Raw genomic sequence first — 14,793 nt, 5'->3', positions numbered from 1 at the left:
CAGCGCCAGAGGCCAAAAAGGCCTCGAAACCGCGTAGCGCGGCGCCAGCAGCAGCCCCCACCATGGCCACCAGCCCCACCCAGCGCAGCTACCGGGCGCCCTGCCCGGGCTGCGGCGCGCCGGTCGAATTCCGCAGCGCGCAGTCCACCCACGCCGTCTGCGGCTACTGCCAGAGCACCGTGGTGCGCAATGGCGACGTGCTCACGCGCCTGGGCAAGATGGCCGAGCTGTTCGACGACCACAGCCCGCTGCAGCTCATGGCCAGCGGGCGCATCACGCTCGATGGCAAGGAGCAGCCCTTCACGCTCATCGGCCGGCTGCAGTACAAGACCGAGGCCGGCGTCTGGACCGAGTGGGCCGCCTTCCTCGAAGACGGCACCCTGGCCAGCCTGGGCGAGGACAACGGCGCCTACGTTTTCACCCGCCCCATGGACCCGGGGCGCGAGCTGCCCGAGGCCAGCCGCTTCCGCGTGGGCAGCACCACCGCGATCAATGGCAAGCCCTACAGCGTGGCCTTCAGCGGCCAGGCGACGCTGATCTCGGCCCAGGGCGAACTGCCCAAGCTGCCGCCGCTGGGCCACCCGTTCGGCCTGGTCGAGCTGCGCAGCAGCGAGGGCGAGGTGCTCTCCATCGACTACGGCCACCAGCCGCCGCACGTCGAGCGCGGCCGCGCGGTGCTGCTCGATGATTTGAAGCTCCAGGGCCTGAAGGACGAGTCCGCCAAGAGCGAAAAAGGCCGCCAGTTCAACTGCCCGCATTGCGGCGCGCCGGTGCAGGTGCTGCTCACCACCACCAAGAGCGTCACCTGCGGCTCCTGCGCCAGCATCATCAGCCTGGAGAGCGGCGTGGGCGGCGAACTGCGCTCGGCCGAGCAGGACGAGCCCGTGCAGCCCCTCATCCCGCTGGGCGCCAAGGGCCAGCTGCAGGGCGTGCACTGGCAGGTGGTGGGCTTCCAGCACCGCATGGGCGTGGAGCCCGGCGATGACGAACATTTCGGCTGGAGCGAGTACCTGCTCTACAACCAGAAGCGCGGCTTCGCCTTCCTGGTCGATTCCGAGGAAGGCTGGAGCCTGGTGCGCCCCACCACGGGCGCGCCCCAGATGGCCGCCAACGGCCGCAGCGCCACCTACCTGGGCACCAAATACGAACTGAAATACAACTACGAGGCCGAAACCACCTACGTGCTCGGCGAGTTCTACTGGCAGGTGACGCGCGGCCAGAAAACCAGCAACCGCGACTTCGCGAGCGCCAAGGGCCTGCTCTCGCTGGAGCAGACCCCCAGCGAGGTCACCTGGTCGAGCGGCGACAAGCTGGCCAGCGACACCGTGGCCAAGGCCTTCGGGCTGGAGAACAAGAAGGACCTGCTCCAGCGCGACGACCCCGGCCCCTTCGTGGCCTCCAAGGGCATGGGCTGCGGCACCATCATCGTGATCGCCATCGTGATCATCATCCTGCTCATCATCCTGAGCAACTGCTCGGGCTCATCGGGCAGCGGCTTCACGCGCAGCTCCGGCGGCTCCTGGGGCGGCTATTCCAGCGGCGGCAGCCACAAGTAACATTTTTCTCTCGGAGGTCAACATGATGGGTTTCGAATGGCTGCGGCCCGCCGCATTTTTTGGCTCCATCCTCTACGCCCTGGTGGGCGTGCTGGTGTTCTGGATCAGCTTCATCATCATCGACAAGCTCACGCCCTACGACCTGTGGCGCGAGATCGTCGAGAAGCAGAACAAGTCCCTCGCCATGGTGGTGGCGGCGATGTGCCTGGGCATCAGCATCATCGTGGCGGCCGCGATTCATTGATGAGACACCCCCCTGAGCGGCTGCGCGGCGGGGCGGCCCTTGCGCGGCGTCTGCTGGCATGGGCCGCGCCCATTGCATGCCCTCTCGCATGAAGGACATCGGCACCCCCACCGCCCGCCCCATCGACGTCGCCCTGCTCGCCAGCGTGTTCGTGGTGGCCGCCTGCGGCCTGCTCTACGAACTCGCGGCGGGCGCCCTGGCCTCGTATGTGCTGGGCGACTCGGTGCTGCAGTTCTCCACCATCATCGGCACCTACCTGTTCGCCATGGGCGTGGGTTCGTGGCTCTCGCGCTATTTCGAACGCCAGCTGCCGGCGCATTTCCTGCGCATCGAGCTGCTCGTGGCGCTCATCGGCGGCATGCTGCCCGCCATGCTCTTCCTGGCCAACGCCTTCGTACCCGGCGCCTTCCGGCTGCTGCTGTACGGCATGGTGCTGCTGGTGGGCACGCTGGTGGGCCTGGAGATTCCGCTGGTCATGCGCATCTTGAAGCGCAACGTGGCGCTCAAGGACCTGGTCTCGCAGGTGCTGACCTTCGACTACCTGGGCGCGCTGGCCGTCTCGCTGGCCTTCCCACTGCTGCTGGTGCCGCAACTAGGGCTGATCCGCACCGGCCTGCTGTTCGGTCTGATGAACGCGGCCGTGGCCGTGTGGGCGTTGTGGCTGTTCCGCCATGAGCTGCGCCGCCTGCGCGAGCACGCCTTCGCCTGCGCCCTGGTGCTGTGCCTGCTCGGCGCGGGGCTGGCGGGCGCGGACCAGATCACCAGCATCGCCGAGGACAAGTTCTACCAGGACCGCATCGTGCTCTCGGCCGCCTCGCCCTACCAGCGCATCGTGGTCACCCACGGCAAGGCCGGCCACCGGCTTTACCTCAATGGCAACCTGCAGTTCGCCGAGCGCGACGAGTACCGCTACCACGAGGCCCTGGTGCACCCCGCCATGGCCGCGCACGGCGCGCCGCGCAAGGTGGCGGTGCTGGGCGGCGGCGACGGCATGGCGGTGCGCGAGGTCCTGAAATACCCCTCGGTCGAGTCCGTCACCCTGGTGGAACTGGACCCGGCCATGACCGGGCTGTTCGGCCAGGACCCGCAGCTCGCGCGGCTCAACGGCGGCGCGCTGCGCGACCCCCGGGTGAAGATCGTCAACACCGACGCCTTTGGCTGGCTGCAGCAAGGGCAGGACACTTTCGACGTCATCGTGGTCGACTTCCCCGACCCCACCAACTTCGCCATCGGCAAGCTCTACACCAACAGCTTCTACGCACTGCTCGACCAGCGCCTGGCCGCCAGCGGCTACGCCGTGGTGCAGACCACCTCGCCGCTCGTGGCGCGCCAGAGTTTCTGGACGGTGGTGAACACCATCGAATCCGTGGGCCTGCGCACCACGCCCTACCACGCCCATGTGCCCAGCTTCGGCGAATGGGGCTTCATCCTCGCCAGCCGCCGCCCCTGGCGCCTGCCCGGGGCGCTGCCGCCGGGGCTGCGCTTCCTCGGCCCCGAGACCCTGCCGCTGCTGCTGGACTTCCCGCTCGACATGGCGCGCATCCCCACCGAGGTGAACCGCCTGTCCAACCAGGCGCTGGTGCATACCTACGAGCGCGAATGGGGAAAGCATTGAACTCCCCCCTGAGGCGCTGCGCGCCTTCCCCCCTCTCTCGTATCGCTGTGCGATGCGGGAGAGGGGACGCTCCCGGCGCGGCGGGGCGGCCCTTGCGCGGGAGCCCTGGCCTGGGCCGCGCCCACGGCATGCAGTGGAGGGGATGTTCCTGGCGCTGGAGCTTCGGGGGCTGAAGCCATGCAGCGCCGCCAATTCCTCACCGCCGCCACATCGGCCGCCACGGCGCTGCTGTCGGCGGGGTGCGAGCCTGCGCCGCGTGCGCTGCAAGGCGGTTTCGCGGGGGTGGATCTGGAGCGCGGCCACCGCCTGCGCGACCTGCTGGCCGGGGGCCAGCTCCCCGCGCCCGCCGTGCTGCGCCGCGCCCAAGTCGTGGTGGCTGGCGGCGGCGTGGCCGGGCTGGCTGCGGCGCGCGCGCTGCGGCTGGCGGGCGTCGACGATTTCGTGCTGCTGGAGCAGGAAGACGAGGCCGGCGGCAACAGCCGGGGCGGCCAGGTGGCCGGCATCGCCTGCCCGCTGGGCGCGCACTACCTGCCCCTGCCCGGCGACGACGCGCGCGAGGTGCAGGACCTGCTGGAGGAACTGGGCCTGCGCCGCCGCGTGGCCGGGCGCTGGCAGTACGAGGAGCGCCACCTGTGCCACAGCCCGCAGGAGCGCCTGTTCTTCGAGGGCGAATGGCACGAAGGCCTGCTGCCCGTGCAAGGCGTCGGCGCGGCCACGCTGGCCCAGTACCGGCACTTCGCCGCCCAGGTGGCGGCGCTGGGCAAGGCCGCGCGCTTTACCATGCCCGCGCTCAAGAGCTTTGATGTAAAACGACCTCTGGCACCCATCCATCAAGCGCTGGATGCTATGCTTTTTGATGACTGGCTAACCCTGCAGGGCCTCGACGATCCGCACCTGCGCTGGTACCTCGGCTACTGCTGCCGCGACGACTACGGCGCCGGCACGGCGCGCGTGTCGGCCTGGGCCGGCATCCACTACTTCGCCAGCCGCCACGGCTTCCACGCGCCGGGCGAAGCCGCGCCCGAGGAGCGCGAGGCCGTGCTCACCTGGCCCGAGGGCAACGGCTGGCTCACGCGCCGCCTGGCCGAGCCGCTGCGCGCGGGCGGCCAGTTGCGCACCGGCTGCAGCGTGCTGCGCATCACCGAGGGGCGCCATGGCGTGGAGGTGGACGCGCTCCACCACGCCACCGGCAACGTGGAGCGCTGGCAGGCCCGGCGCTGCGTGGTGGCGCTCCCGGTGTTCATGGCGGCGCGCGTGCTGCCCAGCCCCCCGGCCTTTCTGCAGGAGGCCGCACGGCGCCTGAGATGGTCGCCCTGGCTCGTGGCCAACATCCATATCGACGCGCCGCTGCAGGACCGCCCCGGCGCCGCGCCCGCCTGGGACAACGTGCTCTACCAGGACGCCAACCCCGGCGGCCTGGGTTACGTGAACGCCGGCCACCAGCGCCTGGAACCCGGCCAGCTGCTGGCCGGACCCACCGTGCTGAGCTACTACCAGGCGCTGGGCGACCAGCCCCAGGGCCGCGAACAACTGGCCACGCAGCCCTGGACGCACTGGGCGAACGCCGCCCTGGCCACGCTGGGCGTGCCCCACCCGGATCTGGCACGCCGTGCCACGGGCGTGGAGATCGCGCGCTACGGCCATGCCATGGCCATTCCGGTGCCGGGACAGCTGGCGTTTTTGAGCAAAATTGGCCTCCAGCCCATACCCAGCAAGCGCAAGCAGCTATCGAATGGAGAGCGCATGCCCTGGCTGCCCACGCCCGCCACGGCGCGGCTGGCGTTCGCCCACGCCGACTGGTCGGGCTACTCGGTGTTCGAGGAAGCCTTCACGCGCGGGCACGCGGCGGGCGGTGTGGCGGCAGGGTAGGCACACACTCCCGGGCTGAGAAAATGCGGCACCACAGTTCCTCCCTGCGCCCCATGCCCCACATCCCGAGCCCCGGTCATTTCGAGCGCCAGCATGAACGGCTGGACGCCCTGCTGCACGCGCACCTGCTCGACGTGGCAGGCGCGGACTTCGCCAGCGCGCTACGGCACCTGCAGCAGTGGCACGGGGGCCTGCAGGAGCACATCACCATCGAGAACACCCGCCTGCTGCCCCATGTGCCGGAGGGCGCACGCTGGGCAGCGCGCGTGTACCTGCTGGAGCACGACCGCATCGCCCTGCTGGCCGAGGAATACCAGGCACGCGTGCAGGCCGTGGCCGAGCAACCGCCGCAGGACGAGAGCGGCCGCCGCCGCGCCGTGCTGATGCTGCTGGACGCGGCGCATGCCCTGCGCCATGTGCTGGAACACCACCACGAGCGCGAGCACAGCGCGCTGGCCCACGAGCTACCCCCGGAGGTGCAGGAGGCCGCCTGGCAGGGCGTGGTGGGGGTGCGCGCCCCAGAGGATTTTCAATGAAATCAGCCCGCAGCGCCCGCCCCAAAAGCGCCAGGAGCTATTAAATCAAGAGCACATCATTTGACGCCCCGCCCCCTCACCCTGCGCGACCTGCCCGGCCTGCTGGAAGTGCAACGCGCCTGCTACGGCGATGGCTTCGTCGAAAGCGCCGAGGCGTTCGCCCGCCGCATCGCCAGCCCGGCGCAGTGCTCGCTGGTGCTGGAAAACGGAGGGCAGGTCTGCGCCTACCTCGCGGCCTACGACACGCTGCAGGGCAAGGTCACGCCGCTGCACGGCGACTTCGAGGCCGTGCCCCGGCCCGACACGCTGTACCTGCACGACATGGCCGTGCTGCCCCACCTCGCCGGGCGCGGCCTGGCGCGCGCGCTGCTGGAGCCGCTGTGGCGGCAGGCCACGGCGCGCGGCCTGCGCCGCTCGGCCCTGGTGTCGGTGCAGGGCTCGCAGGGCTTCTGGGAACGCCACGGCTACGCCGTGCAGGCGCTGCCGGACGCGGCCCAGCGCCTGCGCCTGGCGGCCTATGGCGAGGGCGCCGTCTACATGGCGCGCACGCTGCCGGATTGCGGCTGACTCAGGGCAGCACCACGCCCGCCTGCGTGGTGACCTTCTGGTGCGCATAGTCGCCCGGCGCCGGGCGGCGCAGGCCGCCGCGCGCGCGCACGTAGTCCACGAAGGTCTGGGTGTAGAGCAGGTAGGTGTTGACGAAGCGGCCGGCGGCATGGGCCGCGCCCAGCGTGGCGTAGCCGTCCTTGCCGCTGGCGATGAAGTCGTGCGTCACCAGCACATAGGTGCGCGCCGGGTCCAGCGGGCGCCATTCCCCCGTGGCCTTGTCGCGCACCTGCACGTTCGCCAGGCGCTGGCCGCGCGGCTGGCGCATGTCCAGCGTCCAGCGCAGGCCGGCGGTGTAGGGGTGCGAGCCGTCGGACAGGTGCCGGTCGAGGTGGTTGGCGATGCCGTCCTCCAGCGCGGCCAGCACCTCGGCGCCGGTCAGGTCCAGTTCCACCAGGGTGTTGGCGAAGGGCAGCAGCGTGAACGCGCTGTTCATGGTGAGCGTTCCGGCCGCCAGGGGCACGCGCATGCCGCCGGCGTTCTGCAGCGCGATGTCGGCGCGGCGGCTGCCGTGCAGGAAAGCCTCGGCCACCACCTGGGCGATGTCGCTGCCGCGCGCGCGCTGGTGGGCGTCCGCGCAGCCGGCCACGCCGGCGCTGCGGTTGGTGCTCTCGCCGGGCACGCGCACCAGGCACAAGGGCTCGGCGGCGGCGCCAATGGTCTTGGCCTTTTCGGCCGTGAGGGCGCTGGTGTATTCCGCCAGGACGCGCGCCGCACCGGGGTCGGGCGCCAGCACCTGCACGGCGGGCTGGGCCTCCAGGCGCCGCGCCAGCGCCGCGCTCTCGGCCGGTGGCAGCGGTTGCCACTGGCCCGCCGCGTCCTGGCGCGCGAACGGCTCGCCGATCAGCAGGCGCGCCTGGCCCGCGCAGTCGAGCACGCGGCCCTCGGCGTCGAAGCGCACGCGCATCTGGCCGATGGCCTTGGCGTATTCCCAGGCCTGGCCGATGCACACCGGCTCGCCAGAACGGTTGCGCGCCACGGTGGGGTAGGGCCCGGAGCTGGACAGGCCCTGGGCGCTGAAGTCGCCCAGCAGGGTGTGCGAGTCGCCACCGATGATGACGTCCACGTCCGTCAGCCGCGCGGCCAGGGCCTTGTCGTTGGCGTAGCCCTGGTGCGTCATGACCACGATGTGGCGCACGCCGCGCGCGCGCAGCGCATCGATGGCCTTCTGCGCCGACGCGGCCTCTTCGTGGAAGCGCGTGCTGGGCAGCGGGCGTGAGGAGTTCACCGTCTTGCCCACGATGGTGGCGCCGACGATGCCCACGTCCACGCCACCGATGCGCCGCACGGTGGAGGGGCGCAGGTAGGCCGGGCCGCCCTCGGGCGCCAGCGGCGTGCCGGCCTGCGGTTCGATGTTGGACGACAGCACCTCGGTGCCGCAGCCGCCCTGGGCCAGCGCGTCGAGGAAATCGCGCAGCACGCCGTCGCCGTCATCGAACTCGTGGTTGCCGGGAATGAAGGCGTCGAAGCAGATGGTGTTCATCAGGCGCGCGTCGGCGCGGCCCTGGAAGAAGGTGTAGTACAGCGTGCCGGTGAGCGCGTCGCCCGCGTGCAGCTTGAGCAAATTGGGCGTGCCCGCGAGCGCCTTGAACGCCGCCGTCTGGCGCGCGAAGCCGCCCAGCTCGACCTGCGTGGGCACGCCGTCGAGGCGCAGCTCGGTGCCGGCGAAGGGTTCGAGCTGCGAGTGGTGGTCGTTGATGTGCGCGATGTTCAGCTCGAACGGCGCGGGCGGCTCGTAGCGGCCGCTGCAGGCCGCCAGCCCCAGCAGGGCGCACAGCCACAGCGCGCGGGGCCGGGAAAAGAACAAAAGAAAGCGGGGCATGCGGATGGCGGGAGGGGTGTGTGCGAAGCCCCGTCTTTTACCACCGCTGCACGCCTCCGCGCGGGCGCCGGCCCGTGCGGGTAACGCCCTGCCCTGGGGGCGAGCCGGCGCAGTCTCAGACGCCGCCCTTGACCAGGGCCATGATCTGCCCGGCGTCCAGCGTGGAAGCGCGCTGCCGGATCTGGGGCAGGTACTGCGTCTGCAGGTTCTGCGCCGGGCCCAGCAGGCCCTGGTAGGTCGAGCGCAGCAGGGCGGCGTCCATCACGCGCCCCCCGGCGTAGTAGCGCTTGGCCAGTTGCCCCAGCGCGTAGGTGGTGGCGAACGAGAACGCCATGCCCGTGGCAGCGCCGCCCACCGAACCCATGGTCTTGCCCAGCGCCTTGCCAAGCAGGCCGCCCAGCAGCTTGCGGCCGAACTGCTCGATGTACTGCGAGGTCATGCCGATGCCGGCGGCGGCGATGAATTCCTTGATATGGCCCTGGTCCAGTTCCACGCCGTGGGCCTGGCCGATGCGGTACACCAGCCGGACCTGCAGCGGAATGATGGCCATGGACGCCCACGACTGCGGCAGCAGTTCGAGCGCGCCGTTGAGGATGGCGGCATTGAGGATGGTCTTGTCCAATTCGGCGTCCTGTGCGGCGGACGTGGCGGCGGGGGCAGTAGCTGCCGCCGCGCCGGTGCGCCAGGACGGCGGCGCCGTGGTCTGTGCGGCCACAGCATCGGCCTGGGCCTCGAAGTCGCGCAGGCCGGCATCCTGCTCCAGCCCGAGCTGGCGGCGCAGGTCGGCCAGGAACTGCTGCTCGGCCGCGCTCTGGCTGCCGTCGGCGTCGCACACGCACACGGCCATTTCATAGGCCAGTTGGCGGTGCTCGGGCTCATGCAGCGCCGCCACAGCGCCCTGCACGGTCACGCGTTTGAGCAGCACGTCCTGGTACAGACTGGCCAGCGGGTGCGCGCCCTGGTCGTCGGCGAGCGAGTCGGCCAGGTTGCGGATCGCCTCGCGCTCGCTGTCGGCCTTGTGGCCGTCGGCAAAGGCGGCGAAAAGGGCCAGGGTGAGCAGGGCGCGCTGTGCTTCGGGGTTCATGCAAATGCCTTCCATCGGTGGGTGAGAAACGGGCCGCCCGTGACAGCCCGCCCCTGCACTGACTCCAGCCAGGGCGCCGGGTTCCCGGGCCAGGGCGGTGGCGTCACAGGCCATGGCGATAATGGCCGCCATGCCAAACCGCTGGAAACCCAATGTCACCGTGGCCGCCCTGATCGAACGCGATGGGCATTTTCTGCTGGTGGAGGAAGACACCGCCGACGGCCTGCGCCTGAACAACCCGGCCGGCCACCTGGACCCGGGCGAATCGCCCATCGAGGCCTGCATCCGCGAGGTGCTGGAGGAAACCGCGCACGATTTCGCGCCTTCGGCCCTGGTGGGGGTGTACCTCAACCGCTTCCGGCGCACGCGCACGGGCGACGACATCACCTACATGCGCTTTGCCTTCGCCGGCCAGCTCGGCACGCACCATGGTTGGCGCGCTTTGGACGAGGGCATCGTGCGCACAGTGTGGATGACCCCGGACGAGATCCGCGCCTGCCGCGAGCGCCACCGCAGCCCGCTGCTGCTGCGCTGCCTGGAGGACTACCTGGCGGGCCAGCGCTTTCCGCTGGGCCTGGTGCATACGGACAGTTCCGTGACGGAGCCCGCCAAGGGCTGAGGCCCTGCCGCGCGGGTGCATCGCCCCCGCGACCAGGCGCCCGGCGGATGCTCAGAAGTTGTGGCGCACCCCCACCGCCGCCGACCGGACCGACTGGGGCGCCTTGCCCGCGCCGTTGTGGAGCAGCACGCCGTAGACCTGGGTGCGCTTGGACAGCGCATATTTCGCCTCCAGCAGGACATCGGTGTCTTTGTTCCGCGTGTCGCGGGCGGCATCGAGCGTCAGGGTCAGCGGGCCCAGCGGCGCACTGGCGCCGACCGTGAAACCCCTGCCGAGCTGGGCGCCTGTCGCATCCTGCAGGCTGGCCGCCAGCTTGATGGCACCGAAGCGGTAGGCCGCGCCCAGGGAGAGGTTCTTGCCCTTGTTCTCCAGCTTGTTGTAGACCAGGGCCGCCGACAGCGGGCCGGAGCGGTAGATCACGTTCAGGTCCTTCTTGCCCACGCCCCCGTTGTCGGCCGCGAACACGTGCCCCGCGGTCGCGCTCCAGCCGTGCCACCGCGGGGTGGCGTAGCTCAGTTCGGCGTTGTGCCGCGACCCCAGACCGCCATAGCCGAACTGGCTGCTCACGACGGAGTAGTTGGCGGAGCCGGTGAGTTCCCAGGCACTGGTGCCGTAATAGCTCGGCGTGAGCGAGCGCCCCGCCTTGACGCTGCCCCATGCCCCCGCAAGGCTCAGGTGGGCCGCGCGGGAGAACATGTTGCTGGCACCCGCGCCATTGGTCAGGCCGACCTGGGCCTCGAAGTTGAACGCCGCCTTCAGGCCGCCGCCGAGGTCTTCGACGCCGCGCACGCCCCATCGGCTGGTGCCGTTGTTGAAGGTGCTGCTGCTGGCCATTTGGGCTTCCTGGCCGGTGGTTTTGGCCAGGGCCACGTCCGCCACGCCATATAGCGTCACGCTGGACTGGGCCGCACTGATTCCGCAGGCCGCCGTTGCCACGGCGGCCAAGGTGATTTTCTTGAACATGGATTTGGTTCCGTTGGGGGACGGTGCGCCCTTTGGCAGCCCGTCCGGTTTGTCAGGTCGGTCCGGCAGGGCGCCATTGCGCTGCCGAACCCCGCGCGATCTCAGGCGTGCCGGTTCAATCCGCCGTGAGCTTGCGCTCCTTGATGATGGCGGCCCACTGGTTGGACTCTTTTTTCATGAACGCCGTGAGTTCGGCGCGGGTGGTGGGCTGGGGGGTGAGGCCGTGCTTGGTCAACGCCTCTTTCACGCCCGCGTCGTTCAGCACCTTCACGATCTCGGCATTCCAGCGGTCGAGCAGCGGCGCGGGGGTCTTGCCGGGTGCCACGAAGGCATACCAGTTCAGGGCCTCGAAGCCTGGAAAGCCCGACTCGGCCACGGTGGGGATGTTGGGCAGGTAGGCCGGGCGCGTCAGGCCCGTGGTGGCCAGCGGAATCAGCTTGCCGGTTTCCACGTGGGGCATGGCCGTGGGCGGCGCGGCGAAGTAGGAGGTGATGCGTTCGCCCAGCAGGTCCTGCAGCGCCGGTGCGCCGCCCTTGTAGGGCACATGGGTCATGTCGACGCCCGCGCGCTGGTTGAACAGTTCGCCCGCCAGGTGCGAGGCCGAGCCCGCGCCGGTGGAGGCAAAGTCCACGCTGCCGGGCTTCCTTTTCGAGAGCTGGATGAACTCGGCCAGTGTCTTGGCGCCCGCAGCCTTGTGCACCACCAGCACGTTGGGGAAGTTGACACCGCCCGAGACCGGGGCCAGGTCCTTGAACGGGTCGTAGGGCAGCTTCATCAGGTGCGGGGCGATGGTCAGCGGGCCGACCGAGCCGAACAGCAGCACCGAGCCATCGGGCGCGGCATTGGCGACGAACTGGTGCGCGATGTTGCCGCCCGCGCCGCCCTTGTTGTCCACCACCACCGACTGGCCGATGTTCTCGCCCAGCTTCTTGGCGATCAGGCGCGCGGCTGCATCGGCCGCGCCGCCCGCGGCAAAGCCCACCACCAGCGTGACCGGCTTCTTGGGCGGAAAGTCCTGGGCGCTGGCCGTGCCGGCCAGCCACAGGGACGACGCGGCAAGCGCAAGGGCGCGCAGCAGATGGCGTTTGTTCATCGGGGTCTCCTTGGGTGTGAAATGGTGTTGCGGGAAAGGTCAGTCAGCGCTCAGGCCGATGGGGTTGGGCTGGCGCTTTTCCACGGCGTGGCGCAGCAGCGATGCGGTGCGGAAAACACCGTGCGCGAACTTGCCGTAGGGCAGCGTGGCAAACAGCGCCATCACCGCGCCCAGGTGCAGGCACAGCAACAGCGCCAGCGCGGGCGTGCCGCGCGCCAGCCACAGCGCCAGGCCGCTGGACGACACCAGGAACAGCAAGGCGATGAAGCCGAGGTCCATGGGTTTTTGCTGCGCATCGCCATGCAGCGCGTGGCGCGTGCGGTTCAGGTGCCACAGGCCGGCCGTGCCCAGCATCAGCATCACGCCGCCGACGGCGCCCAGCAGCTTGGGCACGCTGGGCAGGTCGTAGGGCGCCGCCCAGCCGAAGGCGTAGTGGTACACCGTGGCCAGGCTGGTGGCGGCAAAGCACAGCAGAAAGCCGTAGAACGTGAGGTGGTGAAACCGCCGGCGCGAGAGGGTGTAGGCATCGTCCTCGTTGTGGCAGCCGTCGCCGTGGCCGCCGTCGAGGTATTTCAGGCGCAGCACGGCATCGGTGGCCTCGGCCGTGGCGGGCGCGGAGAGCGGCGCGCCGCTGGTGGCGGGCGTCACGTCACGCCAGAAGCGGCGCACGCCCAGGCCCAGCGCCAGCACCACGAACAGGAACACTGGGGCAAACAGCCCCACCAGCAGGTTGTGCGGGAACAGGTGATAGAAGTTGCCCCCCAGGTTGGCGCCCCACAGCGCATCAAGGCCGCCTTGCAGCACGGCACCCAGCACCAGGAACAACGCCAGCCCCGCCGCCAGCGCCAGCGACAGCGTGAGCCCCTGGCGCTGGTAGAGCCGGCCCAGCGCGGGCGGCCAGGCGTAGTCGGCATAGGTCTGCCCGCGCACCTGGGCCATGGCCTGGGGCACGTTGACGGCGAACTCGTGCGGCGGTGCGTACTGGCAGGCGTGCAGGCAGGCGCCGCAGTTGTGGCACAGGTTGGCCAGGAAGTGGATGTCGGCCTTGCCGAATTCGAGCCGGCGCGTCATGGCCGGGAACACGGCACAGAAGCCTTCGCAGTAGCGGCAGGCGTTGCAGATCTGCATCTGGCGCGCCACCTCGGTTTCGGGTGCGGACAGCACGATCTCGCCATTCGCCAGCGCCCGGGCGTCGCGCGTCAGGGCCTCAAGCGTTTGCATGGATCGCTCCTTGTTTTGTAGCTTCTTGCGCTTTATCTGCAAGCCCTGGAGGCCGTTTTGATGCCAAAGCGGCATTGGTACCGGCGATGCGGCCAAAGGCCGTGCCGATGCTCATACCGACGCCGGCGGTGTAGCCCTTGCCCAGCACGTTGCCCGCCATCATTTCGCCCGCGACGAACAGGTTGGGGCTGGGCTGGTTGTTGAAGCGCACGGCCGCCGTGTCGTCGGTGTGCAGGCCCAGGTACGTGAAGGTGACGCCGGGCTTGAGCGCGTAGCCATGGAACGGCCCGGTGTCGATGGGGCGGGCCCAGTGCGTCTTGGCGGGCGTGACGCCCTCGGTATGGCAGTCGTCCAGCGCCGTGTGGTCAAAGCGGCCCGCGCGGCAGGCGGCGTTGTAGGCATCGAGCGTGCGCATGAAACGCTCCACCGGCAGGCCCAGCTTTTGCGCCAGTTCGGGCAGGCTGTCGGCCCTGACGCCGGGGAACACCGGCGGCATGAAGCGGCCCATGGCCTTGCTGTCGATGATGGAGTAACCGACCTGCCCCGGCTGCTGCGCCACCAGGCGCCCCCAGATGGCGTAGCGCTTGGGCCAGAAGTCCTCGCCCTCGTCATAGAAGCGTTCGCCGTCGCGGTTGACCACGACGCCCAGCGACACGCAGTCGATGCGCGTGCAGATGCCGCCGTCGTACAGCGGCGCGCGCGCGTCGATGGCCACCATGTGCGCCTGCGTGGGGTCGCCAATGCGGTCGGCGCCGTGATCCTGGAGCAGGTGCTTGAGCAGCACGCCTTTGTTGTAGGCCGTGCCGCGGATCAGGAAGTTGTCGGCAGGCCACTCGCCGCGCTCGTTCTGGCCCCAGGCCTCGCGCAGCCATTCGCGGTTGGACTCGAAGCCGCCCGCCGCCAGCACGCAGGCCTTGGCAGTAATGCGCTCGCCCTTCACATGGGCGGCGACGAACCGGCCGTTCTCGATCTCGATGCGGTCCACGGGCGCCTCGTAGCGGATCTGCACGCCCAGCCGCTCGGCGCTGCGGTAATAGGCGTTGACCAGCGCCTTGCCGCCGCCCATGAAGAAGGCATTGGTGCGCGCCACATGCAGAGCGCCCGACAGCGGCGGCTGGAAATGCACGCCATGGCTGCGCATCCAGTCGCGGCAGTGGCTGGAGGCGCGGATCACCAGGCGCGCCAGGTGCTCGCTGGTCAGGCCGCCGGTCACCTTGAGCAGGTCTTGCCAGTATTCCTCTTCGGGGTAGGCATCGACCAGCACGTCCTGCGGCGCATCGTGCATGCAGCGCAGGTTGCGCGTGTGGGCCGAGTTGCCGCCACGCCAGGCGCGCGGGGCCGCTTCCAGCAACAGCACGCTGGCACCGGCCTCGCGCGCCATCAGCGCGGCGCAGAGGGCGGCGTTGCCACCGCCAATCACCAGGACGTCGGGGCTCATGGGCAGTTCTCTTCATTCATGGGGACCTGAATGTAGAAAGAATGCCCCCGCTTGCGCAGGGGCTGCGCCGGCATGGCCCCATCACGGATCGTGATGGGTTGCCCACCCAACCGGTTCATGCCTGCCT

Annotated in this window: 13 protein-coding genes; 7 read left to right on the top strand and 6 right to left on the bottom strand. The window is 70.1% G+C overall.

Translation table 11 applies throughout. The annotated features are described in order from the left end of the window. Positions 1-62 precede the first annotated feature (62 nt). From D8S75_RS01610 to D8S75_RS01585, 6 genes are all read left to right on the top strand, one after another. Positions 63-1,556 carry a DUF4178 domain-containing protein gene (locus tag D8S75_RS01610; RefSeq protein WP_119964179.1) on the top strand — a complete coding sequence of 498 codons (1,494 nt, stop codon included), beginning with the start codon at positions 63-65 and terminating at the stop codon, positions 1,554-1,556. A 22-nt stretch (positions 1,557-1,578) separates the two neighbouring features. Beyond that, complete coding sequence (locus D8S75_RS01605; protein ID WP_119964178.1) at positions 1,579-1,800, top strand: DUF350 domain-containing protein; 222 nt, start codon at positions 1,579-1,581, stop codon at positions 1,798-1,800. Positions 1,801-1,876: 76 nt separating this feature from the next. Continuing rightward, the gene (locus D8S75_RS01600) at positions 1,877-3,415 is read left to right on the top strand and encodes a polyamine aminopropyltransferase (protein WP_232828823.1); all 1,539 of its coding nucleotides are present in this window, start codon (positions 1,877-1,879) and stop codon (positions 3,413-3,415) included. Between the two features lie 177 nt (positions 3,416-3,592). Beyond that, positions 3,593-5,284: an FAD-dependent oxidoreductase gene (locus D8S75_RS01595; protein ID WP_119964176.1), complete on the top strand. Its 1,692-nt coding sequence runs from the start codon at positions 3,593-3,595 to the stop codon at positions 5,282-5,284. Positions 5,285-5,337: 53 nt separating this feature from the next. Continuing rightward, positions 5,338-5,820 carry a hypothetical protein gene (locus D8S75_RS01590; RefSeq protein WP_119964175.1) on the top strand — a complete coding sequence of 161 codons (483 nt, stop codon included), beginning with the start codon at positions 5,338-5,340 and terminating at the stop codon, positions 5,818-5,820. Between the two features lie 60 nt (positions 5,821-5,880). After that, positions 5,881-6,387 carry a GNAT family N-acetyltransferase gene (locus tag D8S75_RS01585; protein WP_119964174.1) on the top strand — a complete coding sequence of 169 codons (507 nt, stop codon included), beginning with the start codon at positions 5,881-5,883 and terminating at the stop codon, positions 6,385-6,387. 1 nt (position 6,388) lies between these two features. Here the strand turns inward: D8S75_RS01585 and D8S75_RS01580 are convergent, their stop codons facing one another. Then, positions 6,389-8,248 carry a bifunctional metallophosphatase/5'-nucleotidase gene (locus tag D8S75_RS01580; RefSeq protein ID WP_119964173.1) on the bottom strand — a complete coding sequence of 620 codons (1,860 nt, stop codon included), beginning with the start codon at positions 8,246-8,248 and terminating at the stop codon, positions 6,389-6,391. 115 nt (positions 8,249-8,363) lie between these two features. Next, positions 8,364-9,464, bottom strand: coding sequence for a YcjF family protein (locus tag D8S75_RS01575; protein ID WP_232828822.1), 1,101 nt, complete (start codon positions 9,462-9,464; stop codon positions 8,364-8,366). On the opposite strand from D8S75_RS01575, the gene D8S75_RS01570 reads away from it, so the two are divergent. Next, on the top strand, positions 9,463-9,951 hold the full coding sequence (locus D8S75_RS01570; RefSeq protein ID WP_232828820.1) for an NUDIX hydrolase: 489 nt from the start codon (positions 9,463-9,465) through the stop codon (positions 9,949-9,951). The two genes, D8S75_RS01575 and D8S75_RS01570, sit on opposite strands and share 2 nt — an antisense overlap. A 51-nt stretch (positions 9,952-10,002) precedes the next feature. Here D8S75_RS01570 and D8S75_RS01565 read toward each other — a convergent pair whose 3' ends face one another. From D8S75_RS01565 to tcuA, 4 genes are all read right to left on the bottom strand, one after another. Beyond that, complete coding sequence (locus D8S75_RS01565) at positions 10,003-10,914, bottom strand: porin (RefSeq protein ID WP_119964170.1); 912 nt, start codon at positions 10,912-10,914, stop codon at positions 10,003-10,005. A 115-nt stretch (positions 10,915-11,029) separates the two neighbouring features. Further along, the gene (locus D8S75_RS01560) at positions 11,030-12,007 is read right to left on the bottom strand and encodes a Bug family tripartite tricarboxylate transporter substrate binding protein (RefSeq protein ID WP_119964169.1); all 978 of its coding nucleotides are present in this window, start codon (positions 12,005-12,007) and stop codon (positions 11,030-11,032) included. Between the two features lie 39 nt (positions 12,008-12,046). After that, the gene (tcuB, locus tag D8S75_RS01555) at positions 12,047-13,228 is read right to left on the bottom strand and encodes a tricarballylate utilization 4Fe-4S protein TcuB (protein ID WP_119964168.1); all 1,182 of its coding nucleotides are present in this window, start codon (positions 13,226-13,228) and stop codon (positions 12,047-12,049) included. Next, the gene (gene tcuA, locus D8S75_RS01550) at positions 13,215-14,666 is read right to left on the bottom strand and encodes an FAD-dependent tricarballylate dehydrogenase TcuA (RefSeq protein ID WP_119964167.1); all 1,452 of its coding nucleotides are present in this window, start codon (positions 14,664-14,666) and stop codon (positions 13,215-13,217) included. The genes tcuB and tcuA overlap by 14 nt, the downstream gene beginning before the upstream one ends. Positions 14,667-14,793 lie beyond the last annotated feature (127 nt).

Origin of the sequence: Simplicispira lacusdiani (assembly GCF_003604195.1) — a bacterium.
GTDB lineage: Bacteria > Pseudomonadota > Gammaproteobacteria > Burkholderiales > Burkholderiaceae_C > Simplicispira > Simplicispira lacusdiani.
Note: the sequence above shows the minus strand (reverse complement) of the source record. Positions and strands in the feature narration are given on the sequence as shown.

What these genes read in the sequence shown, in the direction of transcription:
- D8S75_RS01560 (WP_119964169.1), bottom strand. Translation starts at nt 12,007, where the DNA reads ATGAACAAACGCCATCTGCTGCGCGCCCTTGCGCTTGCCGCGTCGTCC.
- tcuA (WP_119964167.1), bottom strand. Translation starts at nt 14,666, where the DNA reads ATGAGCCCCGACGTCCTGGTGATTGGCGGTGGCAACGCCGCCCTCTGC.
- D8S75_RS01595 (WP_119964176.1), top strand. Translation starts at nt 3,593, where the DNA reads ATGCAGCGCCGCCAATTCCTCACCGCCGCCACATCGGCCGCCACGGCG.
- D8S75_RS01610 (WP_119964179.1), top strand. Translation starts at nt 63, where the DNA reads ATGGCCACCAGCCCCACCCAGCGCAGCTACCGGGCGCCCTGCCCGGGC.
- D8S75_RS01575 (WP_232828822.1), bottom strand. Translation starts at nt 9,464, where the DNA reads ATGGCGGCCATTATCGCCATGGCCTGTGACGCCACCGCCCTGGCCCGG.
- D8S75_RS01580 (WP_119964173.1), bottom strand. Translation starts at nt 8,248, where the DNA reads ATGCCCCGCTTTCTTTTGTTCTTTTCCCGGCCCCGCGCGCTGTGGCTG.
- D8S75_RS01600 (WP_232828823.1), top strand. Translation starts at nt 1,877, where the DNA reads ATGCCCTCTCGCATGAAGGACATCGGCACCCCCACCGCCCGCCCCATC.
- D8S75_RS01605 (WP_119964178.1), top strand. Translation starts at nt 1,579, where the DNA reads ATGATGGGTTTCGAATGGCTGCGGCCCGCCGCATTTTTTGGCTCCATC.
- D8S75_RS01570 (WP_232828820.1), top strand. Translation starts at nt 9,463, where the DNA reads ATGCCAAACCGCTGGAAACCCAATGTCACCGTGGCCGCCCTGATCGAA.
- tcuB (WP_119964168.1), bottom strand. Translation starts at nt 13,228, where the DNA reads ATGCAAACGCTTGAGGCCCTGACGCGCGACGCCCGGGCGCTGGCGAAT.
- D8S75_RS01590 (WP_119964175.1), top strand. Translation starts at nt 5,338, where the DNA reads ATGCCCCACATCCCGAGCCCCGGTCATTTCGAGCGCCAGCATGAACGG.
- D8S75_RS01565 (WP_119964170.1), bottom strand. Translation starts at nt 10,914, where the DNA reads ATGTTCAAGAAAATCACCTTGGCCGCCGTGGCAACGGCGGCCTGCGGA.